Origin of the sequence: Vibrio sp. 10N.261.55.C5, from assembly GCF_041470505.1 — a bacterium.
Classification (GTDB): Bacteria; Pseudomonadota; Gammaproteobacteria; order Enterobacterales; family Vibrionaceae; genus Vibrio; species Vibrio crassostreae_C.
This window is the reverse complement of sequence record NZ_JBFRMS010000031.1, coordinates 104412-130837: the sequence shown is the minus strand read 5'-3', so window position 1 is coordinate 130837 and position 26426 is coordinate 104412. Positions and strand designations below refer to the sequence as shown.

Genomic DNA, 26426 nt, shown 5'->3' with positions numbered 1-26426 from the left:
TATTTTTTTCTAATACAAGTTAGCAACTTTATTAGATGCCAAGCTCTAGTTAACGTAAAGCTCTAATCTATACCAAGAATACGTTTTACTGGCTTAAAGCTCTTTCGGTAATGCTCGGTTACACCATGTTTTTCAATCGCTTCGAAATGCGCTTTGGTCGGGTAACCTTTATGCTTAGCAAAACCAAACTCTGGATGCAGTTTGTCGAGTTCTTCCATCTCTTGGTCGCGAACCACTTTAGCGATAATAGACGCCGCACTGATCTCTGCTACTCGTAAATCGCCCTTTACAATAGCCAGACCGTCCATTGGCAGTTCTGGGACACGGTTTCCATCGATTAGCGCCATATCAGGTTGAACGCTCAACCCTGCGATAGCTCGCTGCATAGCAACCATCGTCGCTTGCAGAATATTCAACTCATCAATTTCTTGTGGAGAACAACGACCAACAGACCATGCCAGAGCTTTCTCTTTAATTTCTGGAAGCAAAGCTAGGCGCTTTTTCTCAGATAATTTCTTTGAGTCGTTCAAGCCTTCGATTGGGTTGTTTGGATCGAGGATAACCGCAGCGGTCACGACATCGCCAACCAAAGGGCCACGGCCTACTTCATCCACACCAGCAAACAACTGGTAACCTTGCGGATACTCAAAAGGAGGAAGCTCTTTTTTCTCTTTTACTGCCATAACTAATCTCTTAATGTTCTGTAAGTAAGCGCTTTATGCTTCAACAAAAGGTCGGTCAATCAACTTCAATACCGCGTTAGCGGCTTGTTTGTCTGCGTCTTTGCGGATCCAGTGATGCATCTCAGTAAAACGTTCGATCAAGGCACTGTTATCGGCTGATAGCATCTTATCGACAGATGGGAACAAAAAGTCTGGGTGACACTCTTCAAGAATATGCTCTTTGACGATCTCTTCCCCAGCCAAGATATTCGGCAATGATACAAACTCAGTGATCGCCAACTTCTTAACAATGTAACCTGTCAGCTTATTTACTTTGTAACCAACCACCATAGGGCGCTTAAGTAACATACATTCAAGAGCCACGGTACCTGAAGCCAAGAGCACAGAATCAGCAGCGGTAATCACGTTGGTTGCCGTATCTTCGACTAACGTGAATTCAAGCTCAGGTGCGGTCGATTGCCAGATTTCAGTAAACTGCTTTTTACGCTGTTCGTTAACGAGCGCAACAACAAAATTGATATCCGGATACTTCTGCTTGATACGTTGGCAAGTTTCGATAAATGGTTGAGCAATCAACCCCATCTCACCACCACGACTACCCGGCAATACAGCTAACCATTGCTTGTCTTGATCAAGACCTAAAAGCTCTCGCGCATTCTGTTTACTTGGCTCTAAAGGAATCGCGTCTGCCAACGTGTGACCAACAAACTCACAGGCAACGTTATATTTATCGTAGAACGCTTTTTCGAACGGCAAGAAAGCCAAGACTAAGTCGGTTGCTTTGTCGATTTTAAAGATACGCTTTGGACGCCAAGCCCACACTGAAGGGCTCACGTAATGCACCGTTTTGATACCAGCGTTCTTAAGGTCTAACTCAAGCCTTAGGTTGAAATCGGGCGCGTCGATACCGACAAAGACATCGGGTGGATTTTGAGTGAAATACTTAACCAGCTCTGCTTTTACTTTTAACAAGCGAGGTAAACGGCCAAGCACTTCAACTAAGCCCATAACGGCCAGCTCTTCCATCTCGAAAAGAGACTCACAACCTAGGGCTTTCATTTTCGGCCCGCCAATGCCAACGAACTCTGCATTCGGGTATTGTGATTTGATCGCTTTGATAAAGCCTTCACCAAGCGTATCGCCAGACAGTTCGCCGACAACAATGCCTACGCGCAATGGTTCATTCGAAACGAAGTCCGAGCTATTGGTTGCTGCTTCTTGCTGTGCCATAGTTTTTCAATTCCCTTGTTGCCTAAAACAAAAAAGACCGCCTAACGAGTAGCGATCTTTTTGTTATACCATTCTGATGAAGTAGTTATTGCCATACTCACATTGATTGGTACATAACCATATCGAGTATTAACGAATAATACCGCGCTCAGAGTTCTCTAGCATTTCAAGCATAGGAACTACCGAAGTAAACTCTTTTGCCATTTCCACTAAAGCCGCTTTCGCTTCTTCAAGTGTTTTACCTGAACGGTATAGCTCTTTGTACGCTTTCTGTAGTGCACGAATTTCAGGTTTCTCAAATCCGTTACGCTTCAAGCCTACTAGGTTAAGGCCGAATGGAGCCGCGTGGTTACCCTGTGCAAGCACGTACGGCAGTACATCTTGAACAACTGCAGAACAGCCACCAATGTATGCGTAAGCACCAATTGAGCAGAATGGGTGAATCGCAGAAAGTGCCATAACACCAGCGTAGTCGCCAACCGTTACATGACCGCCAAGAATAGCGTTGTTACCAATGTGAGTGTGGTTACCAACAATAACATCGTGCGCTACGTGAGCATTAACACAAAGTAAGTTGTCATCACCAATCACTGTGGTTGCTTTGTCTTGAACCGTACCACGATGGATTTGAACCGCTTCACGAATTACGTTGCGATCACCGATCACAACTGTTGTGTCTTCGCCGCCGTATTTCTTATCTTGGTTTTCTTCACCGATAACAGCGTGTGGGAAGATACGGTTTTCTTTACCAATGGTTGTGTGACCTTTGATCACAACGTGCGACATCACTTCAGTGTCGTCTCCAATGGTCACGTTACCAGCAATGTAAGTGAAAGGCCCAACCGTCACGTGAGCACCGATAGTTACATCACCTTCGATTACTGCTGCCGGGTGAATTTTCGCTGTTTCATGAATCATATTAAAACTCTCTACGAGCACATTTAAGTTCAGCTGAACATACAACTACGCCGTCAACCTTAGCAACACCATTAAACGATGCGATGCCACGACGTTCTTTTAAGAATTCAACTTCGATAACCAGTTGGTCACCTGGTACTACTGGCTTACGGAATTTAGCTTTATCTACGCTAGCAAAGTAGTACAACTCGTTGCCAGAAGGCGCACCGAAAGATTTGAATGCTAGAAGGCCTGTTGCTTGTGCCATTGCTTCTAAGATCAACACGCCTGGGAATACAGGAAGCTGAGGGAAGTGGCCTGTGAACTGAGGTTCGTTAACAGAAACATTCTTAATTGCGGTCAGTGTTTTTTCTTTTTCAAAGCTAGTCACACGATCAACCATTAAGAATGGGTAGCGATGAGGTAGTAGTTCCTGAATTTCAGTAATGTTCATCGTTGTCTGTTCAGTAGTCAAAGTCGTATTCCTATGTATATTCTTTATTTAATTAGAAGGATTATAAACGAAAAAGACTCGCTGTACGCGAGCCTTTTATTAGAAATGCTGGAATTATGATTCCGCGCTCTTCTCAATAAGTTTTTCAACGGTTTTCAAACGCTTGTTCATTTCATCAATACGATGAACTCGCGTCGCTGTTTTACGCCAGTCTTTATTTGGCTGTAAAGGAATACCCGAAGAGTACATGCCTTTCTCAGTGATGCTGCGCATTACCATCCCCATACCGGTGATTGTAACGCCGTCAACGATTTCAATGTGACCATTAATCACACAACCACCACCAATAATACAGTACTTACCTATCGTCGTGCTGCCTGCAATGATAGTACCACCAGCAAGAGCTGAACCATATCCGATGTGAACATTGTGAGCAATCTGGAGTTGGTTATCTAGGATAACGTTGTCTTCGATGATTGTGTCATCTAATGCGCCGCGGTCGATGGTAGTACACGCGCCAATTTCTACGCGGTTACCAATGCGAACAGAGCCGACTTGCGGGATCTTAACCCATTCGCCTTTCTCGTTCGCATAACCAAAGCCATCAGAGCCAATAACAGTACTTGATTGGATCAGACATGCTTCACCAATCACAACTTCATGGTAAACACTTACGTTAGCCCACAGCTTAGTGCCTGCGCCAATTTTTGCATTTTTACCAATAAAGCAACCAGCACCGATGATCACATCATCACTAAGTACTACACCAGACTCAATCACAGCGTTCGCACCAATAGACACATTTTGTCCAATAGTTGCATCGCTAGAGATTGAAGCAGAATCAGCAATAGCCGCTGCGGGTGCAGGAGTAGTATCAAGCGCTTGAGCAACCTTAGCAAAAGCAACGTAAGGGTCACTAACCACAATAACGTTGGTCTTACACAATTCGCGCTCACTCTCTTTAACCATAATAGCGGACGCTTTACAGTCACCTAGGTGCTTGCTGTACTTCACGTTAGAAAGGAACGTAATGTTACCTTCTTGCGCTTTATCCATAGGAGCGACTGCTGAGACGGTAATTGTACCGTCTCCGTGTAGCTCTCCCCCAGTAATCGTTGCCAATTCGGCTAAAGTCAGGTTCTTCATAAAACTTATTTCAGTGATTTAATTACTTGCTCAGAGATGTTGTATTCAGGCTTACCGTATTGTAGAGCTTGAATATCAACGATCATGTCGTAGCCTTCTTTCTCTGCAACTTTAGTTACAGCATCTTGAATCACTTTGAACAGCTTCTGCTTCTCTTGTGCTTCACGACGTTGACTTGCTTTTTCTAATGCTTGAGCTTTGATTTTGTACTTGCTGTCTAGTTGGCCAACTTCGATACGAAGCTTCTCAACTTCTTCAGGACCTAGTAGCTCGCCATCACGCTTAAGCTTTTCAATCTTGGTTTTCGCTTCAGCTTGAATGCTCTGTAGCTCAGCCGCTTTATCTTTGAACTCTTCCTGCATTTTTTGAAGAACAACTTCACGCTGAGGTAGAGCCTGGAATACTTGTGCAGTGTTTACATAACCCACTTTTTGCGCAGCTTCAGCAGCTGTTGCAAAGAAAGAAGAGCTAAGAACTACAAGGCCTAAACCTGCTGCTTTAATCATATTTTTCAAAATATTGTCCTTTAAATATTAGAAAGTTCTACCAATGGTGAATGTGAAGAATTCCTCATCATCACCTTCGTAAACTTTAATTGGTTTCGCTAGAGAGAAAACCAGTGGGCCCATCGGTGACATCCATTGAAGGGCTGCACCATAAGATGAACGGTAATTTGTTGGATCAGAGTAATCGTAGTAGTACTGGCCGCCACTGTTAGGTGCGCCACGGTCTACGAACTCTGTGTCCCACACACTTGCCATATCGAAGAAGACACTGGTACGAATTTGGCTGCGCGCTTCATCAGAAGCAAACGGCGTTGGTACAATTAACTCTAAGCTTGCTAAGGCAACCGCGTTACCACCCACTGAATCATCAGTAGCGGTATCATAAGTTGGGTTATTACCTGTGCTGCTGCCGTAAACGGCTTTCGGGCCAGCTGAGTTAGAGCCAAAACCACGTAGGGTTGTAAAACCACCTGCGTAGTAGTTCTCGTAGAATGGGAACAAGTTATCGTTACCATCTGTTTGACCATAACCATTACCATAGCCTAATCGGCCGCGCATCAATAGTGTGAACTCATGCTTTTTGGTCAGCGGGATGTAATGTTTTACATCGTACTGCATTTTGAAGTACTGAGCATCAGAGCCTGGTACCGTCATTTTAGCGAAAGCACGTTGGTGGTTACCCTCTGTTGGGAAGAAACCACGGTTCAAGTTGTTACGCGTCCAAGAGATATTGATATCGAAGTCATCAGTTAAGATGTGCTCATCACCGTATTGGTCGATACTTCTCGCAAACTGTTCAACCTGGATATAAGTCGGTACGTTACCGATCTTGTTGTGCGTATAGCCAACACCGAACTCAATGCGGTTCAGCTCATCCATAGGGAAACCCCAGGTTAAGCTCGTACCATAACTTTGGTTGGTATAGTCGACGATGCCCGCTTCAGAGGCTTCAAATTCGTTGTAGAAGATCTTACCGCCTAAGCTCACACCATCCAGGTTCCAGTATGGGTCACGGTAGTCTAAGCTCACGTTTTTTTGGTAATCGTTCATCATGGCACTTACGCCAACACGGTTACCAGAGCCCGCAAAGTTGTCTTGTTGCAGGCCAACTTGGAAACTCACACCAGATTCAGTACCGTAGCCGACACCAAAGTTGATACTGCCTGAGTTCGCTTCCTTAACGTTGTAAACCAAATCAACTTGGTCTTCACTGCCAGGAACACGCACTGTTTGTACATCAACCGTTTCAAAGAAACCTAAACGGTTAAGACGGCTCTTACCGGTATCAATGGACTTAGAGTTAAGCCAGCTGCCTTCCATTTGACGCATTTCACGACGCAGTACTTCGTCTTTCGTTGAGTTGTTACCCGTGAATCGAATATCACGAACATAGATACGGCTGCCCGCTTCTACATTGATAACCAACGACACTTCTTTGGTCTCATCGTCAAATTCAGGAATCGTGCGAACTTGTGGGTACGCGTAGCCAGATTCACCAAGAATTCGTTTTACGTTCTCTTCCAAAGACGTTACCGAAGAACCGTTGTACGTATCGCCGTCTTCGAATGGCACTAACGCTTCGAAGTCAGCCTCACGACCGATTAATTCACCACGGAAAGAGACATCTTTAACGGTGTAGGCTTCGCCTTCATCGAGGCCAAGCGTGATGTAAACACCTTTTTTGTCTGGAGAGATCGCCACCTGCGTAGAGTCAACCTTAAACTTAAGGTAACCACGGTCAAGGTAGTAAGATTTCAGCGCTTCGATATCACCGGCTAATACTTGCTTTTGGTATTTTTCATCCGCAAGGAAATTCCACCATGCAACATCAACATTCAGATTGAAACGACTAAGCAGTTCAGAGTCAGAGAAGACTTCATTACCGATAAAGTTGATTTGCTGAATCTTAGCGGATACGCCCTCAGTAAACACAAACTTAAGGTCAGAACGGTTACGTGGCAGAGGTGTCACAACCGCTTTTACTGTCGCGTTGTACTTACCAACACTGTAGTAAAAATCTTCAAGGCCTTTTTCAATGTTACTCAGCGTAGTACGGTCAAGGGCTTCACCTTCACGAACACCAGACGCATCTAGGTTCTGCTGAAGCTGTTCTTCTTTAATCGCTTTATTACCAGAGAATGAGATGCTTGCGATGGTCGGTCGTTCTTGAACTTGAACAATCAATACACCTTCATCACGAAGTACTTTAACGTCCTCAAAGTTGCCCGAAGCATACAATGCACGAATGATCTCAGACACATCGCTTTCATCCACTTCATCGCCAATACGTACTGGCATTTTCAGTAGAGCTGCACCAAGTGCAACACGCTGTAAACCTTCGATCTTGATATCTTGAACTACAAAGTTTTGTGCTCCGTTCGCAGCCACACTAGTGGCCAATAGACTTGCGAACAGAATTTGCTTAATCGCCATACTTATTCTAATTATTCCTTGCTACTACCAATGCCTGTGAGAAACCATTCACAGACGAGTAAAATCGTTAAATATTGCCAGAGCCATCAATGAGAAGAGGATTGCCCCTCCCACTCTGTATCCCATTTCCTGAACTTTCTCAGGTACCGGTTTACGAGTAACGGCCTCAATAGCGAAAAACAGCAAATGTCCGCCATCAAGCATAGGCAGCGGAACCAAATTAATAATCCCTAAGTTAACACTAATCAGAGCCAAAAAGCCCAAGAAGTAAACCAGACCATAATCGGCGGTTGTACCTGCACCTTTAGCGATTGAAATAGGGCCACTCAAGTTGTTTAAGCCAACATCACCAACGATGAGCTTCTTAAGCATTGTCAGTGTCAATCCAATGATTTGACCTGTTTTATCAAATGCTTTTCCTACAGACTCAATTACACCAAATTGTAACTCAAAGCGATAATCTTCTGGCCATTCTGCGACTTCCGGAGCAATACCTGCATAGCCGATTGTCGAACCATCAGAAAGCTCTCGACTTTTTGGTGTCATAACCAATGACTGCTCGGCACCATTTCGCAATACGACCAAGTCCAATGATGTCATTGGATTAGCACGAATTAACTCAACAACCGACTGCCACTGTTCAATAGGTTGCCCGTTAATCTCAACAATTTTATCGCCAGCTTCAAGACCTGCATCGTATGCAGCGCCATCATCAATGATTTGAGCCAGTACGGTCGATATCTCTGGAGAATACGGTCTAAAGCCCAGCGTTGTCATTGCAGATTCAGTTTCTGGGTTGAACGACCAGTCTGAAATATCCAATGTCATTTGTTGCTCAAAGCCGATGTCGTCTTGAGAAGCAACCGTCACTGTCATGGATTGATCACCAATGTGCGATATCAACCCCATATTGACTGATTCCCAATCTGCGGTTTTGATTCCTGAAATAGATTTAAGTTCCATTCCAGTTTCAATTCCGGCTTGTGCAGCAATAGATTGTGGAGTGACTTCACCAATCACGGGCTTAACCGCGGGTACGCCAATCAAAAATACTAACCAATACGCGAACACCGCAAAGATAAAGTTGAATGCAGGGCCTGCACCCACAATCGCCGTTCGTTTCCAAAGCGGCTTCTTGTCGAAAGCGTATTGCTGTTGATCTTCAGAAAGATCGTCAACACGACCATCGAGCATCTTAACGTAGCCGCCCAGTGGAATCACTGACAAGCTGTATTCAGTACCATCACGGCCCACTTTACTCCAGATTGATTTACCAAAACCAATCGAGAATTTTTCAACTTTCACACCACAACGACGAGCGACCCAGAAGTGTCCAAACTCATGAACAGCAACCAGAATGCCAAGCGCTACGATAAAAGATGCGAAGTTCCACAGAATTCCACTCATGCTAGCTGCTCTTTAATAAATTGAATGGCTATTTGACGAGACATATTATCGAGCTCGAGAAGGCTTTCCAAGCTATCTAAACCCTCAGAGTTATGTTGTTCACATACTTTGCTCATAACGTGTTCGTTAATGACAGCAATATCGGTAAACTTCACCTGATTGTTCAAGAAAGCATCGACCGCGATCTCGTTTGCTGCATTAATGGCTGTTGTCGCATGCTGACCTAAGTAGCACGCTTCAATCGCTAACCTCAAACACGGGTAACGACTGAAATCTGGTTCTAAGAAGGTAAGCTCACCCACTTTAGTAAAGTCTAAAGGCTTAACACCCGCCTCGGTACGATTAGGGTAAGACATCGTCAAAGCGATTGGCGTTGCCATATCTGGTTCGCCCATTTGAGCAAGCACAGAGCCATCCTTGTACTGAACCATCGAGTGAATCACAGACTGCGGGTGAATGATGACCTTTAACTGCTCCTGAGAAGCATTAAATAGCCATTTCGCTTCAATGTACTCTAGCCCTTTATTCATCATAGTCGCAGAATCGACAGAGATCTTAGGCCCCATAGACCAGTTAGGGTGTGCAATTGCGCGTTCAGGAGTCACTGATTCGAGTTCAGCCACATCGGTATAACGGAAAGGACCACCAGAACCAGTCAGAAGAATATGGTTAATGCCGTTTTCTTCAAGGTTACAGCGGCCTAGGTTAGTTTGTACGTTCTGCGGAAGGCATTGGAAAATAGCATTATGCTCGCTATCGACAGGAAGCAGCTCTGCACCGTATTTTTCCACGGCGTCGATAAACAACTGCCCAGACATCACCAAAGCTTCTTTGTTTGCAAGCAAGATACGCTTGCCCGCTTTAACCGCAGACATAGTAGGAAGTAAACCAGCGGCACCAACAATCGCGGCCATTACCGTGTCCACTTCCTCTAGAGAAGCAACCTGACACATGCCTTCAGTGCCTGAAAGTACTTTTACGTTAGGGTAACTCACGGACAACACTTCAGTCAGTTGAGACGCTGCATCAGAGCAAGCCATAGCAACATAGCTTGGTTGCCACTTTTCAACTAACGCCAGCATCTTTTCAACATTCGAGCCTGCAGCCAGTGCAACCACTGAATAGAGATCTGGGTTTTGCTCAACGACTTTTAGTGTACTTGCACCAATTGAGCCGGTAGCGCCAAGGATAGTTAGATTTCGCATCACATATGACCGTAGAAATGTAATAAAGGGCAGAATCACTGCCCTTTTTTATTAGAATGCTAAATAAAGCAGAGCAAAGACAGGGAATGCAGCCGTTAAGCTATCTATTCTATCTAGTATACCACCATGACCAGGAATCAGATTACTGCTGTCTTTCACCCCAGAAACACGCTTAAACATGCTTTCAACAAGGTCACCTAGAACAGAAATAACAACGGTCACAAGGGTAATAACAATCATGTGAAGTGGGCTTGTGAATTGGATGTCAAACAAGTCAGCAAAGATCCAAGCCACGATCACCGCAGTAATAATGCCACCGATAAGACCTTCAATCGTCTTATTAGGGCTTACCGCTGGTGCCATTTTACGCTTACCAAAACTCTTTCCTGAAAAGTATGCGCCGCTATCTGCAGCCCAAACAAGCAAGCAAACAAACATCACCAGTTTAGCACCGTGGTAAGGATCAGCATCGATACCGTTAGCACGCAGGATAACCACACTCCAGAAGAATGGCAGCAGAGTCAGCACACCAAAGGCGTGACGAAGAAGAGAAGAGTCTTTCCATGCAGGCATAGACTTAGGATAAGTCACCGCCATGCCACTCGCGATTACCCACCAAATCGAGCCAATCGTTAGAATGGCGTAGTGAGCAGTAGACAAGTTATTAAGGCTAAATGCATCAAAAGGGATAAAAGCAAAACTTGCAGCACTTACCACAACCGTTGGAATCAACGCTACATAACGTGATTTGCTTTCAACAAACTGAGTCCACTCCCAAAAACCCAATAGCGAGATTACCGCTAGTGAAAGAATAAATGTAGGAAGTGATAACTCGAAAATACCTAGAATAACTAGGGGAGCTAAAATCAACGCCGTAATAATTCGTTGTTTCAAACCAAAAAATCCTTATTAACTGTCCATCAGAGCTTTAATTTGCTCACCGGTGCATCCAAAACGACGCTCACGGTTAACAAACCAAGTCACAGCTTCTACTAAGCTGTCTTCATTAAAGTCTGGCCAGAATTGTTCAGTGAAATACATTTCGGCGTAAGCCAACTGCCAAAGCATAAAATTACTAATGCGGCATTCGCCACTGGTACGGATAAGTAGATCGACTTCAGGAATATCTGCCATTGTCAGGTGCTGTGTAATCATAGCTTCATCAATGTCATCTACATTAATATCACCAGACTTTACCTGTTGAGCAATAGAGGTCATTGCTTGCTGAATATCCCACTTACCGCCGTAGTTAGCTGCAATATTAATAACCATACCCGTATTGGTGCTAGTCAAAGCTTCCGCTTCTTCTATCTTCTTTTGTAGTCGATCATTGAAACGACTTTTATCACCAATAACACGAAGTTGTAGATTATTTTTATGAAGCTTTTTAACTTCACTCGACAGCACTGAAATAAACAGTTCCATCAAGATACCGACTTCTTCTTCAGGACGACGCCAGTTTTCGCTACTAAATGCAAAAAGAGTAACGGCTTTAATGCCAAGTCTGGCTGCAGAAGAGATAGTTTTACGAACGGCTTGAACACCGTTTTTATGGCCAAAGACGCGAGGCTTGCCCTGAGCTTTTGCCCAGCGACCATTACCATCCATAATGATAGCAATGTGTTTAGGAAGAGAGTCTGTGAACGCTTGAGAATTATGCATAAAAGAGTGAATCAAATTCTAATAGTCGAACAGAGTAGCATAAAAAAACGCTGCACCGTGAGTACAGCGTTTTTCCGGAAAGAAAAGAATATGGAAAATTAAACTTCCATCAACTCTTTTTCTTTAACAGCTAGAACTTCGTCTACGTTCTTAACCGCAGCGTCAGTTAGCTTTTGAATTTCGTCTTGTGCTTTACGATCTTCATCTTCAGAGATTTCTTTATCTTTAAGAAGTGCTTTTAGATCGCCATTCGCGTCACGACGGATGTTACGGATAGCAACACGGCCACCTTCAGCTTCGCCACGAACGATTTTAACTAGGTCTTTACGACGCTCTTCCGTTAGCGGTGGAAGTGGAACACGGATAACCGTACCAGCAGACATAGGGTTTAGGCCTAGGTCAGATGTCAGGATTGCTTTTTCAACTAGAGGAGTCAGTGTTTTATCAAACACTGTAATAGCTAGTGTACGTGCATCTTCAGCGATAACGTTAGCTACTTGAGTCAAAGGCGTTGGAGCACCGTAGTACTCAACAGTAAGACCAGAAAGTAGGCTCGGGTGCGCACGGCCTGTACGAATCTTTTGCAGGCTGTTTTTTAGTGCATCAACACTTTTTACCATGCGCTCTTGAGCGTCTTTTTTGATTTCGTTAATCACAATTTCACCTTGATTATGTTCTTTCTTCAAGAAAGCTTTTTATTTGGAGTGATAAGGATAAGCTTACCAAGGTACAACACCTCAGTAAGCCCGAAAAATTAGTCAGCGTCGCTGATTAATGTACCTTCAGTTTCACCCATAACCACGCGACGTAGTGCGCCTGGTTTATTCATGTTAAATACACGGATTGGCATTTTGTGATCACGTGCTAGCGTAAATGCAGCCAAGTCCATTACTTTAAGTTCTTTATCAAGAACCGTGTTGTAAGACAACGTATCATACAACTCTGCGTCTGGGTTTGCTACAGGGTCAGAAGTAAATACACCATCTACTTTTGTCGCTTTTAGAACTACGTCAGCTTCGATTTCGATACCACGTAGACATGCAGCAGAATCCGTAGTGAAGAATGGGTTACCCGTACCAGCAGAGAAGATCACAACGCGACCTTGACGTAGTTGGCTGATTGCATCTGCCCAGTTGTAGTCGTCACACACACCTTTAAGAGGGATTGCAGACATTACACGTGCGTTTACGTAAGCACGGTGAAGAGCGTCACGCATTGCAAGGCCGTTCATTACCGTTGCAAGCATACCCATGTGGTCACCAACAACGCGGTTCATGCCAGCTTCAGCAAGACCAGCACCACGGAACAAGTTACCGCCACCGATAACAACACCAACTTGAACGCCTAGTTCAACCAATTCTTTTACTTCTTGAGCCATACGATCAAGGATCGTTGGGTCAATACCAAAACCTTCTTCGCCTTGTAGCGCTTCACCGCTAAGTTTTAACAGAATACGTTGATACACTGGTTTAGGGTTCGTAGTCATGGAGTTTACCTTCCAAAGAGTTGATGATTAACAGTCATGGATAAAAACTGAAGAGCTCAGTTTGCATTCATAACAGCTAAAAGTCGGAAATAATTCATTATTCATAAAAAGACCGCAGCATTTGCCACGGTCTTTTTCAAACAATACGCTAAGGATTAACCTTTTTGTACCGCAGCAACTTCGTCAGCGAAGCTCATTTCAGCCGCTTTCTCGATGCCTTCACCAACTTCTAGACGTACGAAGTCAGATACTGAAGCGCCTTTCTCTTTCAGGATAGCGCCAACAGTTTGCTTAGGCTCCATGATGAAAGCTTGACCAGTTAGAGAGATTTCGCCCGTGAATTTCTTCATACGGCCAACAACCATTTTCTCTGCGATTTCAGCTGGTTTGCCTTCGTTCATAGCGATTTCAACTTGAACTGCTTTTTCTTTCTCAACTACGTCTGCAGGTACGTCTTCTGGGTTTAGGAACTCAGGACGTGATGCAGCAACGTGCATTGCAACGTGCTTAAGCGTTTCAGCTTCGCCTTCACCAGCAACAACAACACCGATTTTCTCGCCGTGACGGTAAGAAGCTAGTGCAACACCTTCAACGAATTGTACGCGACGGATGTTGATGTTTTCACCGATCTTAGTTACTAGTGCAATACGCGCTTCTTCAAATTTAGCTTGAAGAGCAGCGATTTCTAGACGTTCTGCTAGAGCAACTTCAGCAACTTCGTTAGCGAATGCAAGGAAACCTGCATCTTTAGCTACGAAATCAGTTTGGCAGTTAACTTCAAGAAGAGCAGCTGCGCCGTTTGCTTCTTTGATGATGATTGCGCCTTCAGCAGCAACGTTACCAGCTTTTTTAGCTGCTTTCGCTGCGCCAGATTTACGCATGTTTTCAATTGCTAGCTCGATGTCGCCTTCAGCAGCAACAAGTGCTTTTTTACATTCCATCATGCCCGCAGCTGTGCGTTCACGAAGTTCTTTAACTAGAGCTGCAGTTACAGTTGCCATTCTCTATTCCTCAGTAAATTCTAAAAAAGATAAAAAACAGGGGCCTAATTAATTGGCCCCTGATATTGACTGTATTCAGTCCGTTAAGCCACCGATTATGACCGCTTAATATGAACTAAATATGGCTCAGAGCCGCTATTATTCAGCTTCTACAAAACCGTCTTTTTCAGCAGCTACAGCAGCAACATCTTTGTTACGACCTTCTTTAACCGCGTCTGCAGCAGCGTTTAGGTAAAGCTGTACTGCACGGATTGCATCATCGTTACCTGGGATAACGAAGTCAACGCCGTCTGGGTTAGAGTTAGTATCAACTACAGCGTAAACTGGGATACCTAGGTTGTTTGCTTCTTTAACTGCGATGTGTTCGTGATCAGCATCGATTACGAATAGAGCGTCTGGAAGGCCGCCCATGTTCTTAATACCACCAAGAGATTTCTCTAGCTTCTCCATTTCACGAGTACGCATTAGAGCTTCTTTCTTAGTAAGCTTGTCGAAAGTACCGTCTTGAGCTTGCGCTTCAAGTTCTTTCAGACGCTTGATAGACTGACGAACAGTTTTGTAGTTCGTTAGCATACCGCCTAACCAGCGGTTGTTAACGTAGAACTGGTTGCTGTTGATAGCAGCTTCTTTAACAGCTTCAGATGCAGCGCGCTTAGTACCAACAAAAAGAACTTTACCTTTCTTCTCGCCAACTTTAGCAATTTCAGCTAGAGCGTCGTTGAACATTGGTACAGTTTTTTCTAGGTTGATGATATGTACTTTGTTACGAGCACCAAAGATGAATGGCTTCATTTTTGGGTTCCAGTAACGAGTTTGGTGACCGAAGTGAACACCAGCTTTAAGCATATCGCGCATTGATACAGTTGCCATTTTAAAATCCTCTATGGGGTTAGGCCTCCACATCCCCCATGAATCCGACCCCTAACAACTAACCACTTTTCAGCCGTTATTCGTGTTGTTGAGGCACCCCGGAACATGTGTCGGAATGTGTGTGATTTAAAGATATAAGTTAGTAGACACAAAGTCAGTTTCGCCAATTGGAGAAAACAGTCCTGATGTCCGGCGCGCTTTATACCATATTTTGTCTATCTATGGCTAGAAAAAAATCTAAAAATGGCGACTGCTATACTGATCCCTAAAGGCGAATTTCCTCTATAAATAGTGTCCCTTTCCAATCGCTTCGGTATCAACAAACCGAACATTATTCATTCAGGTTGAGCAGTATCCACCAGCATTGTACGGATATGGGAATGTTGCGCTAAATTGCTGCACTGATAGAATAGCCCCAATATGCACACTTAGGTGCTACCAAATTAAGAGATATGCAATGGCTGTAAAAATTAAAACTGCTGAAGAAATTGAAAAAATGCGCATCGCCGGCAAGCTGGCTTCTGAAATTCTAGAGATGATTGAACCTCACATTCAAGTGGGTACCACGACAGAAGAGCTAAACCAAATCTGTCACGAGTATGCTCTAGAAAGAGGCGCATACTCAGCACCACTTGATTACCACGGTTTCCCTAAGTCAATCTGTACGTCTATCAATCACATTGTGTGCCACGGTATTCCAGCATCACAAGATGAGACTGGCAGCACTGGTCAATTCAAACCTGCTGTACTGAAAGATGGAGACATCCTGAACGTTGATATCACAGTAATCATCCCTGATGACGAAAATGCAGATCTAAGCACTCGTCCACAAGGCTACCACGGTGACACATCTAAGATGTTCCTAGTGGGTGAAGTATCACCGGCAAACAAACGTCTGTGCATGGTTGCTCAAGAAGCACTTTACGAAGGCATGCGCCAAGTTAAGCCAGGTGTTCAACTTGGTCAAATCGGTACTGCTATCGAGAAGTACATCAAAACAAACAACAAGAACAACCCACGCGCTAAGTTCTCTATTGTTAAAGATTACTGTGGTCACGGCATTGGTTCTGAATTCCACGAAGATCCACAAGTAGTTCACTACAAGAACAGCGATCGCACCGTGCTAAAAGCAGGCATGTGCTTCACTATCGAGCCAATGATCAACGCGGGTAAGTTTGGCTGTCGTCTTGATGACGAAGATAGCTGGACAGTATACACAGCAGACAGCAAGAACTCGGCTCAATGGGAGCACACTCTGGTTGTAACTGATACTGGTTGTGAAGTACTAACACTGCGCAGCGATGATACTATTCCACGTATCATGAAGAACGCTTAGTTCATTAAACTGAACGAATCGGCCTTTTAAAAATATCCTCGCATTGTCGAGGATATTTTTTTCCGCTCAATTTCGATTTTCCACCAGCTTCTGGTAAATTGTTTACTATTCTCATTTGCTTGCACGGATAGCAAACTATGCCTTATCAATGCCCTCTTACGTTCAATGATGAACAAATTGAAATCTGCGAATTAAAAAATCAGCTCGAAATCTTCACGCAGTATCAAAAAAATGAATTTCTAAATCATCATCCAGTTACTGATTTAGTACTATTGCGATCCAAATACATGGATTTGCTTCTCAGTCGATTATGGGAACATTTAGGCTTTAATAAACTGCCACATATTTCCCTTGTCGCAGTGGGTGGATATGGTCGAGGTGAACTTCACCCGTTATCGGACATTGATATTCTCATTGTCTCGCAAAAAACACTACCACCAGCTCTTGGTGAAAAGGTCAGTCAATTCATTACTCTACTTTGGGATTTAAAGCTCGAAGTTGGCCATGCTGTGCGAACTATTACTGAGTGTCTCGATATCGGCACCGATGATTTAACCGTCGCGACCAACCTACAAGAGTCGCGATTGTTATGTGGTAGTGAAGACACTTTCCAAGAACTAAAACTGAAGATTCATTCCGATTCATTTTGGCCAAGTGAGACGTTTTACAAAGCCAAGATTCAAGAACAGAGAGAGCGTCATGCTCGCTACCACGACACCACCTATAATTTAGAACCGGACATCAAATCGACTCCGGGAGGGCTCAGAGACATCCATACCCTGAGCTGGGTTGCGCGTCGCCACTTCGGCGCGACCTCTTTGTTAGAGATGAGCAAATACGGCTTTCTGACCGATGCTGAATATCGTGAGCTCGTTGAGTGCCAAGATTTTTTATGGCGTGTTCGCTTTGCATTGCATATTGAACTGCGCCGTTACGACAACCGTTTAACGTTCGCGCATCAAGCTCAAGTCGCTGAACATCTGGGTTATACGGGTGAAGGAAACCGTGGTGTTGAGATGATGATGAAAGAGTTCTACCGAACCCTTCGTCGTGTTGCTGAACTGAATAAGATGCTGCTTAAGCTGTTCGATCAAGCGATCATCAATGGCGGTCAAACCCAAGACGCTGAAATTCTCGATAGTGATTTCCAACGTCGAGGTTCGTTGATCGAAGCGCGCAAGCCTGCCCTATTCCAAGCAAGACCAGAAACCATTCTCGATATGTTCATCCATATCGCCAATGACTCGACTATCGAAGGGGTAAGTCCACCAACATTGCGACAACTGCGTACGGCACGCCGTCGATTGAACCGATTCCTGCATACCATTCCTGAAGCTCGTGACAAGTTCATGGATCTAGTTCGCCACCCTAATGCCCTGCACAAAGCCTTTAGCTTAATGCACAAATTGGGCGTGCTCTCTGCGTACTTACCGCAGTGGAGCCAGATCGTTGGTCAGATGCAGTTTGACCTATTCCATGTTTACACCGTGGATGAGCACAGTATCCGCCTGCTCAAGCACATCAACCGCTTTGGTCAAATCGAAAACCACGATAAGCACCCTATCTGCTGTGAAGTCTATCCTCGAGTACAGAAGAAAGAGTTGCTGATCCTTGCCGCTATCTTCCATGACATCGGCAAAGGCCGCGGCGGAGACCACTCTGAGATAGGTGCAGTTGAGGCTTACTCTTTCTGTATTGAGCACGGGCTATCGAAGCCTGAAGCCAAACAAGTCGCGTGGTTGGTACAAAATCACCTATTGATGTCAGTAACGGCTCAACGTCGTGATATCTACGACCCAGATGTGATCTCCGAATTCGCCAAAAAAGTGCGTGATGAAGAATCACTCGAGCTACTGGTTTGTTTAACCGTTGCCGATATCTGTGCGACTAACCCTGAGCTATGGAACAGTTGGAAACGAACCCTGTTAGCTGAGCTGTTCCACTCAACGCAGCGAGCACTGCGCCGCGGCTTGGAAAACCCTGTCGATGTCAGAGACCGTATTCGTCACAACCAACAAATGGCATCAGCACTGCTGCGTAAAGAAGGCTTCACCGCTCGTGAGATTGAAGTGTTGTGGCAACGCTTTAAGGCCGATTATTTCTTGCGTCACACACATAAACAAATCGCTTGGCACTGTGAGCACTTACTTCGCCTAGAAGACCCAAGCCAACCGTTAGTGCTGATCAGTAGGAAAGCGACGCGCGGTGGCACAGAAGTGTTCGTTTATTGTAAAGACCAAGCAGCACTGTTTGCGACCGTGGTTGCCGAACTCGACAGACGTAACTTTAACGTTCATGACGCGCAGGTCATGGTTAGCAAAGATGGTCATGTTTTGGATACCTTTATCGTACTAGACCAGCACGGCGAAGCGATTGATGAAGCAAGACACAAAGCCGTTGCTAAACATCTGACTCATGTATTGACTGATGGCCGCCCGACTAAGATTAAGACGCGTCGCACGCCACGTAACTTGCAACACTTTAAGGTCAAAACCTTAGTTGAGTTCCTACCAACCAAGAGCAAGAAACGTACCTTGATGGAGTTAAGAGCTCTTGATACGCCGGGGTTATTGGCTCAAGTCGGTGCAACCTTTGCGGAGCTAGACATCAACTTGCACGGTGCCAAAATCACCACCATAGGTGAGCGAGCAGAGGATCTGTTTATTCTGACCAGTGAAGCGGGAGGAAGGCTGTCTGAAGAACAAGAACAGGCACTAAGAGAACGATTAACCGAGCACGTTTCTGAACTCGCACCTTAGAAAGCGAATTCAGTCTAAAAACAGGTTTAATAACCAAATAAGTGTGGGCAAAGATAGAGAGCGATCTTGCCCACAACTTACAATCAATTCACAGATATCAACTATCTAGCTCGTCGTTAGGCTGCTACATTGATCAAGTCAATTACATAAAAGTATTACATTCATAACCTAGAGGTCGCTTATGTATCCAAACCTCACTGGCTTAGGTATCCACGAACCTAAACAGATTGAACGTTACTCCCTTCGCCAAGAAGCGCACAAAGATATCCTGAAGATTTACTTTCGTAAGCAGAAAGGGGAACTGTTCGCGAAAAGCGTTAAATTTAAGTACCCACGACAAGTAAAAAGTGTGCTTGTTAGCGGTGGCAATAATCAATACAAAGAAGTGACAGAGATTAACCGCAACCTCACTCTTGTGATTGATGAACTCAACAAAATCACCAAACCGACGCCAACGGCTGAGGTGGATGTGAAGCAGAAGATCCTTACCGACTTACGCCATCTAGAGAAAGTGGTATCAAGCAAGATCGCTGAGATCGAAGCTGATCTAGAAAAGCTAAAATGATCCCGCGACTAACTATTACTGTTAACTAACCAACATTAGTTATGCCGTTAAGGTTATACAGATACAAAAAGGGCTGATATCACTATCAGCCCTTTGTTTTTTATTCTATTTTCTCTATTCACTTAGACTGGAGATTGCCTAAACACGCGAGACTTACTTAGACAAGCAAGTTTGAGCATCGATTAAGTTAGTATCCCACTCAAAGGTTTCAAACAACCTTAGCCAAGTTTCATCAAGGTTGGCCTTCATCACCAACTCTTCTTTTGTGAAAGGATGGATAAAGCGAAGCTCAGAAGCGTGCAACAACAAACGATGCGAATCTAAATCATCACGGAACAGTCGATTGTGCTTACCATCACCATGTGAAGTATCACCGACAATCGGATGTCTTAGATGAGCCATGTGACGACGCAGCTGATGTTTGCGACCTGTCTTTGGCATCATCTCAACCAAGCAGTAGCGGCTCGTAGGAAAGCGTCCTGTTGAATATGGCACTTCTACTTTTGCTAGCGGTTCATAGACTGTCACTGCCTCTTGCGCTTCTTTGCCTTCTTTCGCGAACTTATCTGCGATCTTATCCAGCTCAACCTTAAGTGCATAATCGAGCGTATCGCCCTCTTCTATCCAACCACGGACAATCGCATGATAGGTTTTTTGCATCTCATGATTAGCGAACATTGGCATCACCTGTGAAGCAACCTCACTCGACAACGCAAACACCAACACACCCGATGTCGGTCTGTCTAAGCGGTGTAATGGAAATACATGCTGACCAATTTGATCGCGCAATGTCTGCATAACAAATTGCGTTTCGTGTTTATCCAACCATGAACGATGCACTAGCATGCCAGCGGGCTTATTCACCGCGACAAAGTACTCATCTTGATAAATGATCTCTAACATTACGCACATACCTCATCAATGCTCTGAATTGTCACTAGCAGTTCGACTTTGTCTGCCTCATTTTTCCACACTTCACCAAAATAAGGATGGATAGCAAAGCCTTTCGGTAGGCTCATTTGGGCATCCATCATTGCGTTGATCTTAACGATAAAGATCCACTGCAACCACTCTTCCGGTTGTAACGAATCAATCCCGAAAGGTTCAACGCTCGCCAGAGCTTCATCCGAAGGCGGAAGCGTGCTCCATAGCGAACATTGGCGCATTTGTTCTTCTAATTGTTGAAGTAAAAGAGGTAACTTTGTGGCTGCTGTCATTTTTCACCAAGTTATTTATCTAGTGACCTTGAAATTGGGGCATAGAGTACCATCTATTTAGGAAAGAAAGTTAGGAGCTTTATTACTATGGAAACGATTCACACGCTCACTCAGTTACTAAAGAATAGCGGTTGCCAATACGATATCTACGACCTAGGTCGCCGTATTCAGAAGATCGACAACACCTTATTCTCTGATGTTGAGCAAGGGAAACAGCCGTACCCATTTCCACTTCAGAAACAAGCTCACTTAGCGATTAGTTACTGGAACGAACACAAGCAACCTTGGATCTGGTTCCTAAAATTCAAACTGGACGAAAGAGGCCTATTACATCAAGGTGATGTCGGCAATTTCCTTAAGTTTGTTATCGAAGCGATGGGCACACGTTTGAACGGTGAGATCAGCGAAGAGCAACAACAAAAGCTGTCAAACAACCCATATACCTTCAAGCCTTCAGAAGACAAAATGGCCGTGTTCCATAGCCAAGCAAGAGCAGGTTTAGACCTTGCAACGAGCCAATACTACGAACACGCTCAACACTACTTCACAGGCGATCTAGGCTGGGACAACTGGAAAACCGTTGGCCTACAAGGCATCACTGATATGTGTGCTCGTTTAGGCAGCCAACAAAATGGTGTCGCGATTCGCAAAGCATTGAATAAGCTGCCTTCAGAACCTCTATACGCGACTCTCGGGGCGCTTGAGCATACGCAAATCAATGACAAGCTCGCTCAACGCTTACAAGAAATGGCAGAGAATGAGATTAACAGTCAAGAGCCAGATCTGTTCTTACTGTCAGCACTGGTACGTGCCCTTTCTGGCGCAGAGCAAAGTACAACCAACGCCGTAATTAACCAAGTTCTGGCTAGCCCGCGCTTAAGCCACCAAGAAGTATTGATTGGTTTGGCTGGTCGCAGCTGGCACGCACTGCAAGATCCTGCGATTGCTGAGCAGTTCTTGCTGCGTCTCGCACAAACGGGCAACCAAAACTTGTTCAATCAGTTATTTGCAGATTTAGTGATGATTCCGACACTGAGAATGGTATTTTTACCATTATTGAACTCGAACCCATCACCAGAACTCGCCAATGCACTTGTAGAATTACAACAAGCGGCTAAGTCGCAATAGATACCAGACAGAACAGCTCAGTAGCTCATAACAAAAAGCTCAAATCACGAACGGAATAGAGAGATAAAAGGAAGTATGGATTAAATGATAGATAACTTATTGGCTATTTTGATGCTGTGCTTCTTTTGCTTTCTGTTTTGGCAACAGCGCAGGCAATCCGAGCTTGCGAAAGCTGCCATTGCGAGAAAATGTAAAGAGCTCGACTTACAGCTATTAAGTGTTGCCTTTAGTGGTCATAAACTTAAGATGCGCCATGAGCTCACCACCATTTGGCGCTGGCACACCGTGTATCAATTTGAGTTTTCAGCGTTAGGTGATGACCTGTACCAAGGGAAACTGACCATGGTGGGCTTCCGTTCTATGCGGTTTGAGCTACAGCCTCATAGAATGTAACGTCGCAATACGCGGTATAACTATATTCATGATAAGGGCCAAACTGATCTTGTTTGGTCTCTTTAAATGCAAAGCCTAACTTTTCAAGTAACTTAATTGATGGGTTATGACCAACATTAACGGTCGCGACAACATTCGTTAGGTGTTCTTCAAAACAAACCAAACTAAAGAAAGGTTTTAGCACTTCACTAGCAAGGCCTTGATTCCAAAACTCCTTGTCCAGAATAAATCCCAGTTCATGCTTCCCTTCTTCAGACGAAACAAACAAATGCCCGAGGTATTCGCGGGTTTGGTTGTGGATAATGGCTCGGCAAAAACCAACGTTGTCGTTCAGTATTTCTTGAAATAGGTGTTTTGCAGAGGCAATAGAATGCGGCCCGTTCATTTCAGCACGATTGATGGGGCAGCAATTCAACTTGATAAAGTCATGTTCTAACTGCTCGGTATAAGGTACCAACAGCGTTCTTGAGGTTGCTATCGTCATAAAACACTCCTTGTGTTGACCATTAGCAGAAAAGCAGATGTCGCGTGCTTAGATAAAAGCTCCTGAATTAAAGAGAGCCCCTAGATAGAGAAAAAGCCTTAGGAAAAGAAAAGCCCCGACACCGAAGTGTCAGGGCTAGGGTCTTACTCGCAGCAGTCCGGCTACTAATTAATGCTCCATGCATCATCCATAATAGTGGCTGTAATCCTTCAGCTCTTTCCTTTACTTCGCCGTCCTAGCGGTGTCCAATCATCCTGAAAGCTAACAATCCTAGTTAGCGCACATCACTTGTTCCGTGAGCGGTGTCCTTTACATCGTCCTGATGCTAATCCAACCCTTTAATCCTAAAGGTGTCCATTGTCATTCCGTTGCAGCTAACTTCCTGTTAACTGACTGTATCCCTACAATGTCCTTACGCTCCATGCTTGATCACTCAATCCTAAGTAACCAAATCTTCATCCTGAAGATAACCAAATCCTTGGTGCTTTCCTGTTCCGTGTCAGAATCCTTCCGACAAGGTTTAATTTACGCGATTTAGGATTTCGGACAATAGATTTGCATCACATTTTGAATTCAAGAAAGTTGTTAATTATATAAAACAATTAAAATTCAACACCTTAACCATGTGCACATCAATCTCTCTAGCGATGTATTCGTGTTATCTCACAATCTTTGTAAGAGATCTCTCACAAGCCATGGGCGGTTTTATGATTCGCTATCATTCACCAGAGCGAGTAAAATGACTAAAGACTAAAAATGGAGATCAACATGCTGACAAAAGATGTTTCTGAAGAGTTGAAATCAGTGCTTGAAGGACTGCAAGCGCAAGGGAAAGAGCCGACAGTTGCTTTAGTTAAGGCTCGTATGAGCACATCCGTTCCGATGCCCGCTTTAATCACGACCATCAAGAGCTGGAAAAGCGCAAATCGTGTTCCTAAAGTTGAAGTCGCGACACAAGAAGAGCCAGCACTTGATCGTGTTAGCCAACTGGAAAAGCAAATCCTTGAACTCACTGCTCGCGTTGCCATGCTTGAAGCTAAACTAACTGATCAATAAGGCAACTGAGCAATAAGTTGACCGATAAATAAGCTAACAGAGAAATAGAACACTATGAAGATATGGGTTGATGCGGACGCTTGTCCAAAGGTTATCCGAGAAACAATCGTACGCGCAGCTGAGCGCACAGGGGTTGAATGTACCTTTGTGGCAAACCATCTGGTTCCCGTTCCTAAACGCAATAACATTCACTCAATTCAAGTGCCAAGCGGGTTTGATATTGCTGATGATGAAATCGTAAAGCGCACTGAACCCGGCGATCTTGTGATTACATCCGATATCCCTCTGGCTGACGAAGTGATCACTAAAGGTGGGCAAGCACTCAGCTCTCGTGGTGAGCTTTACACCAAAGAGACCATTAAAGCGCGTCTGAACATTCGTGACTTTATGGATACCATGCGCTCAAGTGGCATCCAAACGGGTGGACCAAGTGCCCTTTCTCAAACCGACCGTCGTGAGTTTGCCAACCACTTAGATAGAATTCTAGCCAAACGCTAGCTGGCTCATCCGAGCTTAACCTAGTTCTATCTCTCCATAAAAAACCAAAAAACCTGCAAACAATGCAGGTTTTTTTAATATCAATTAGAAGAAGGTTTCCCCTACTCTACAACTAAGGCGTGTAGTACGTTGCAGCGCCTGGACCTACTGGTAGACCGAATACGAATACCCATAGGTAGAACAAGATGCTCCAACCAAACATGAATACCATTGAGTAAGGCAACATTGTCGCGATCAGTGTACCGATACCTAGGTTCTTCATGTAGCGAGTTGCTACGGCAAGGATAAGACCGAAGTAGCTCATCATTGGTGTAATGATGTTGGTTGTTGAATCACCGATACGGTAAGCCGCTTGAATCGTTTCAGGTGCGTAGCCTACTAGCATTAGCATTGGAACGAAGATTGGCGCTGTTACTGCCCACTGTGCAGAAGCTGAACCGATCATCAGGTTAATGAAACCACACATTAGGATGAATGCGAAGAACAACATTGGACCCGTTAGGCCGATATCCTGAAGGAATGTTGCGCCGCCTACAGCAACCACTTGACCAAAGTTCGTCCACTTAAAGAAAGCAACAAACTGTGCAGCAAAGAATACAAGAACGATGTACATGCCCATTGAAGACATCGACGTTGCCATTGCATTAATCACATCACGGTCATTCTTCATTGAACCGGTAATTTTGCCGTAAACAAAACCAGGAATAGCAAAGAATACAAAGATAAACGCGACGATACTTTTCAGGAATGGAGAGCCTGAAATCGTGCCCGCCTCTGAACGTAGAACACCGTCAGCAGGAACAACAGTCCAAGCTAAAAGCGCACTCACGATTAATACAGCGACACCCGCCAATCTAAGGCCTTTCTTCTCAATAGCAGTAAGCTTACCCATTGAGTCATTTGAAAGATCTTCAGACGCGTCTTCGACATTGTATTTACCCAGTTTAGGTTCAACAATCTTCTCTGTTACCAATGCGCCGGCAATCGAGATAAAGAAGGTCGAAATAAACATGAAGTACCAGTTTGATTCAGGGCCAACAGAGTAAGATGGATCAAGCATTTGTGCTGCTGTTTCTGTGATACCAGAAAGCAGTGGATCAACCGTACCTATAAGTAGATTTGCAGAATAACCACCAGATACACCAGCAAATGCTGCCGCTAGACCTGCTAATGGGTGACGACCCAATGAGTGGAAAAGCATTGCTGCAAGAGGGATAAGTACTACGTAACCCAGCTCTGAAGCCGTGTTAGAGATAATACCGGCAAATACCACGGTTACAGTAACCATGCGCTGAGATGCGCCCATTACCATGCCGCGCATTGCCGCAGATAATAGACCTGAGTGCTCAGCAATCGCAACACCTAGCATTGCAACAAGTACAGTACCAAGTGGCGCAAAGCCAACAAAGTTCGAAACTAGATTCGTTACGATGAGTTGTAAGCCTTCAGCATTAAGTAAGCTTACAACGTGGATCATACCATCAGCAGCACGACCACTAGCACCTTCAGGGCGAGGGTCCATGACAGACACTTCAAAGTAACCAGCAATACCTGAAGAAACTAGGATTGCGACACAGAAGATAGCAAAAAGAGTGATTGGGTGGGGTAAAAGGTTCCCCAAATATTCAACGCTGTCTAAAAAGCGTGTGAAAATAGGTTTTTTTGGTGCGTTGTTTTTTATTGAAGCAGATGAACTCATCTGTTCCCTCCTTGTGTAGTGATTCCTGTGCAATTGTGACAAAGATGTTCAAATTGCCAGCGAAGGGTACGCGACAAAAATATCAATTAGAAATTCAAAATGTTACAAAGTGTGTAACAAACGACGACTTTTAACTCTATTTGAACAATTAATTAGCAAATAAATCTACATTAAACACAAAAACTAGATTTATAATTTACAACAACGCATTCACTAGAAATATAACTCACAATATAACCCATTGATTCACTTGAAAATAAAATACATCGTACGTTAAATACACACTCGATATCCGGTTAAGTTCCTCTCGA

Annotated in this window: 26 protein-coding genes; 7 read left to right on the top strand and 19 right to left on the bottom strand. The window is 44.3% G+C overall.

Annotated elements, in window-relative coordinates; genetic code table 11:
- Nucleotides 1-62 precede the first annotated feature (62 nt).
- From rnhB to rpsB, 15 genes are all read right to left on the bottom strand, one after another.
- Nucleotides 63-683 carry a ribonuclease HII gene (gene rnhB, locus AB4263_RS13005; RefSeq protein WP_048606660.1) on the bottom strand — a complete coding sequence of 207 codons (621 nt, stop codon included), beginning with the start codon at nucleotides 681-683 and terminating at the stop codon, nucleotides 63-65.
- Between the two features lie 33 nt (nucleotides 684-716).
- Complete coding sequence (gene lpxB, locus AB4263_RS13000; RefSeq protein ID WP_372098324.1) at nucleotides 717-1913, bottom strand: lipid-A-disaccharide synthase; 1197 nt, start codon at nucleotides 1911-1913, stop codon at nucleotides 717-719.
- Between the two features lie 129 nt (nucleotides 1914-2042).
- Nucleotides 2043-2831 carry an acyl-ACP--UDP-N-acetylglucosamine O-acyltransferase gene (gene lpxA, locus AB4263_RS12995; RefSeq protein ID WP_372098323.1) on the bottom strand — a complete coding sequence of 263 codons (789 nt, stop codon included), beginning with the start codon at nucleotides 2829-2831 and terminating at the stop codon, nucleotides 2043-2045.
- 1 nt (nucleotide 2832) lies between these two features.
- Nucleotides 2833-3285 carry a 3-hydroxyacyl-ACP dehydratase FabZ gene (gene fabZ, locus AB4263_RS12990; protein ID WP_009847408.1) on the bottom strand — a complete coding sequence of 151 codons (453 nt, stop codon included), beginning with the start codon at nucleotides 3283-3285 and terminating at the stop codon, nucleotides 2833-2835.
- Between the two features lie 93 nt (nucleotides 3286-3378).
- The gene (gene lpxD, locus AB4263_RS12985) at nucleotides 3379-4410 is read right to left on the bottom strand and encodes a UDP-3-O-(3-hydroxymyristoyl)glucosamine N-acyltransferase (RefSeq protein WP_017066404.1); all 1032 of its coding nucleotides are present in this window, start codon (nucleotides 4408-4410) and stop codon (nucleotides 3379-3381) included.
- Nucleotides 4411-4415: 5 nt separating this feature from the next.
- Nucleotides 4416-4916 carry an OmpH family outer membrane protein gene (locus tag AB4263_RS12980; protein WP_017063367.1) on the bottom strand — a complete coding sequence of 167 codons (501 nt, stop codon included), beginning with the start codon at nucleotides 4914-4916 and terminating at the stop codon, nucleotides 4416-4418.
- Nucleotides 4917-4943: 27 nt separating this feature from the next.
- A complete protein-coding gene (gene bamA / locus AB4263_RS12975) occupies nucleotides 4944-7349 on the bottom strand; it encodes an outer membrane protein assembly factor BamA (protein ID WP_017069384.1) in 2406 nt (801 codons plus the stop codon).
- Nucleotides 7350-7397: 48 nt separating this feature from the next.
- Nucleotides 7398-8756: a sigma E protease regulator RseP gene (gene rseP, locus AB4263_RS12970; protein WP_017060736.1), complete on the bottom strand. Its 1359-nt coding sequence runs from the start codon at nucleotides 8754-8756 to the stop codon at nucleotides 7398-7400.
- A complete protein-coding gene (gene ispC, locus AB4263_RS12965; RefSeq protein ID WP_017060737.1) occupies nucleotides 8753-9961 on the bottom strand; it encodes a 1-deoxy-D-xylulose-5-phosphate reductoisomerase in 1209 nt (402 codons plus the stop codon). Before ispC ends, rseP begins: the two co-directional genes overlap by 4 nt.
- 51 nt (nucleotides 9962-10012) lie before the next feature.
- Entirely contained in the window at nucleotides 10013-10855 is an 843-nt protein-coding gene (locus tag AB4263_RS12960) for a phosphatidate cytidylyltransferase (protein WP_017063365.1), read from the bottom strand.
- Between the two features lie 15 nt (nucleotides 10856-10870).
- A complete protein-coding gene (locus AB4263_RS12955; RefSeq protein WP_017063364.1) occupies nucleotides 10871-11623 on the bottom strand; it encodes an isoprenyl transferase in 753 nt (250 codons plus the stop codon).
- A gap of 98 nt (nucleotides 11624-11721) precedes the next feature.
- Entirely contained in the window at nucleotides 11722-12279 is a 558-nt protein-coding gene (gene frr, locus AB4263_RS12950) for a ribosome recycling factor (protein ID WP_017060741.1), read from the bottom strand.
- A 98-nt stretch (nucleotides 12280-12377) separates the two neighbouring features.
- Entirely contained in the window at nucleotides 12378-13109 is a 732-nt protein-coding gene (pyrH, locus tag AB4263_RS12945; RefSeq protein WP_017060742.1) for a UMP kinase, read from the bottom strand.
- A gap of 155 nt (nucleotides 13110-13264) precedes the next feature.
- Nucleotides 13265-14110: a translation elongation factor Ts gene (gene tsf, locus AB4263_RS12940; protein WP_010436487.1), complete on the bottom strand. Its 846-nt coding sequence runs from the start codon at nucleotides 14108-14110 to the stop codon at nucleotides 13265-13267.
- A 138-nt stretch (nucleotides 14111-14248) separates the two neighbouring features.
- Nucleotides 14249-14980, bottom strand: a complete 732-nt coding sequence (rpsB, locus tag AB4263_RS12935) for a 30S ribosomal protein S2 (protein WP_009847420.1) — start codon at nucleotides 14978-14980, stop codon at nucleotides 14249-14251.
- 457 nt (nucleotides 14981-15437) lie between these two features.
- Here rpsB and map point away from each other — a divergent pair, with 457 nt between their 5' ends.
- The 3 genes from map (at nucleotide 15438) to AB4263_RS12920 (ending at nucleotide 19640) form a co-directional block, all read left to right on the top strand.
- Nucleotides 15438-16316 (top strand): type I methionyl aminopeptidase, encoded by an 879-nt coding sequence (map, locus tag AB4263_RS12930; RefSeq protein ID WP_372098322.1) that lies wholly within the window; start codon nucleotides 15438-15440, stop codon nucleotides 16314-16316.
- Nucleotides 16317-16453: 137 nt separating this feature from the next.
- Nucleotides 16454-19075 (top strand): bifunctional uridylyltransferase/uridylyl-removing protein GlnD, encoded by a 2622-nt coding sequence (gene glnD / locus AB4263_RS12925; protein WP_372098321.1) that lies wholly within the window; start codon nucleotides 16454-16456, stop codon nucleotides 19073-19075.
- Nucleotides 19076-19256: 181 nt separating this feature from the next.
- Nucleotides 19257-19640 carry a DUF3461 family protein gene (locus tag AB4263_RS12920; RefSeq protein WP_004734354.1) on the top strand — a complete coding sequence of 128 codons (384 nt, stop codon included), beginning with the start codon at nucleotides 19257-19259 and terminating at the stop codon, nucleotides 19638-19640.
- 153 nt (nucleotides 19641-19793) lie between these two features.
- Here the strand turns inward: AB4263_RS12920 and truC are convergent, their stop codons facing one another.
- The gene (truC, locus tag AB4263_RS12915) at nucleotides 19794-20543 is read right to left on the bottom strand and encodes a tRNA pseudouridine(65) synthase TruC (RefSeq protein ID WP_372098320.1); all 750 of its coding nucleotides are present in this window, start codon (nucleotides 20541-20543) and stop codon (nucleotides 19794-19796) included.
- Entirely contained in the window at nucleotides 20543-20857 is a 315-nt protein-coding gene (locus tag AB4263_RS12910) for a YqcC family protein (protein ID WP_017063358.1), read from the bottom strand. The genes truC and AB4263_RS12910 overlap by 1 nt, the downstream gene beginning before the upstream one ends.
- A gap of 87 nt (nucleotides 20858-20944) precedes the next feature.
- Here AB4263_RS12910 and AB4263_RS12905 point away from each other — a divergent pair, with 87 nt between their 5' ends.
- Together AB4263_RS12905 and AB4263_RS12900 are read left to right on the top strand one after the other, a co-directional pair.
- On the top strand, nucleotides 20945-21985 hold the full coding sequence (locus AB4263_RS12905) for a DUF3549 family protein (protein ID WP_372098319.1): 1041 nt from the start codon (nucleotides 20945-20947) through the stop codon (nucleotides 21983-21985).
- An 84-nt stretch (nucleotides 21986-22069) separates the two neighbouring features.
- The gene (locus AB4263_RS12900; RefSeq protein ID WP_017060748.1) at nucleotides 22070-22378 is read left to right on the top strand and encodes a DUF3301 domain-containing protein; all 309 of its coding nucleotides are present in this window, start codon (nucleotides 22070-22072) and stop codon (nucleotides 22376-22378) included.
- Here AB4263_RS12900 and AB4263_RS12895 read toward each other — a convergent pair.
- Entirely contained in the window at nucleotides 22344-22862 is a 519-nt protein-coding gene (locus AB4263_RS12895) for a GNAT family N-acetyltransferase (protein ID WP_017060749.1), read from the bottom strand. The two genes, AB4263_RS12900 and AB4263_RS12895, sit on opposite strands and share 35 nt — an antisense overlap.
- Nucleotides 22863-23630: 768 nt before the next feature.
- On the opposite strand from AB4263_RS12895, the gene AB4263_RS12890 reads away from it, so the two are divergent.
- A complete protein-coding gene (locus AB4263_RS12890) occupies nucleotides 23631-23918 on the top strand; it encodes a hypothetical protein (protein ID WP_017069390.1) in 288 nt (95 codons plus the stop codon).
- A gap of 54 nt (nucleotides 23919-23972) precedes the next feature.
- Nucleotides 23973-24416, top strand: coding sequence for a YaiI/YqxD family protein (locus tag AB4263_RS12885; protein WP_017063355.1), 444 nt, complete (start codon nucleotides 23973-23975; stop codon nucleotides 24414-24416).
- A 112-nt stretch (nucleotides 24417-24528) separates the two neighbouring features.
- Here the strand turns inward: AB4263_RS12885 and AB4263_RS12880 are convergent, their stop codons facing one another.
- Nucleotides 24529-26115, bottom strand: coding sequence for an AbgT family transporter (locus AB4263_RS12880; RefSeq protein WP_010436458.1), 1587 nt, complete (start codon nucleotides 26113-26115; stop codon nucleotides 24529-24531).
- Nucleotides 26116-26426 lie beyond the last annotated feature (311 nt).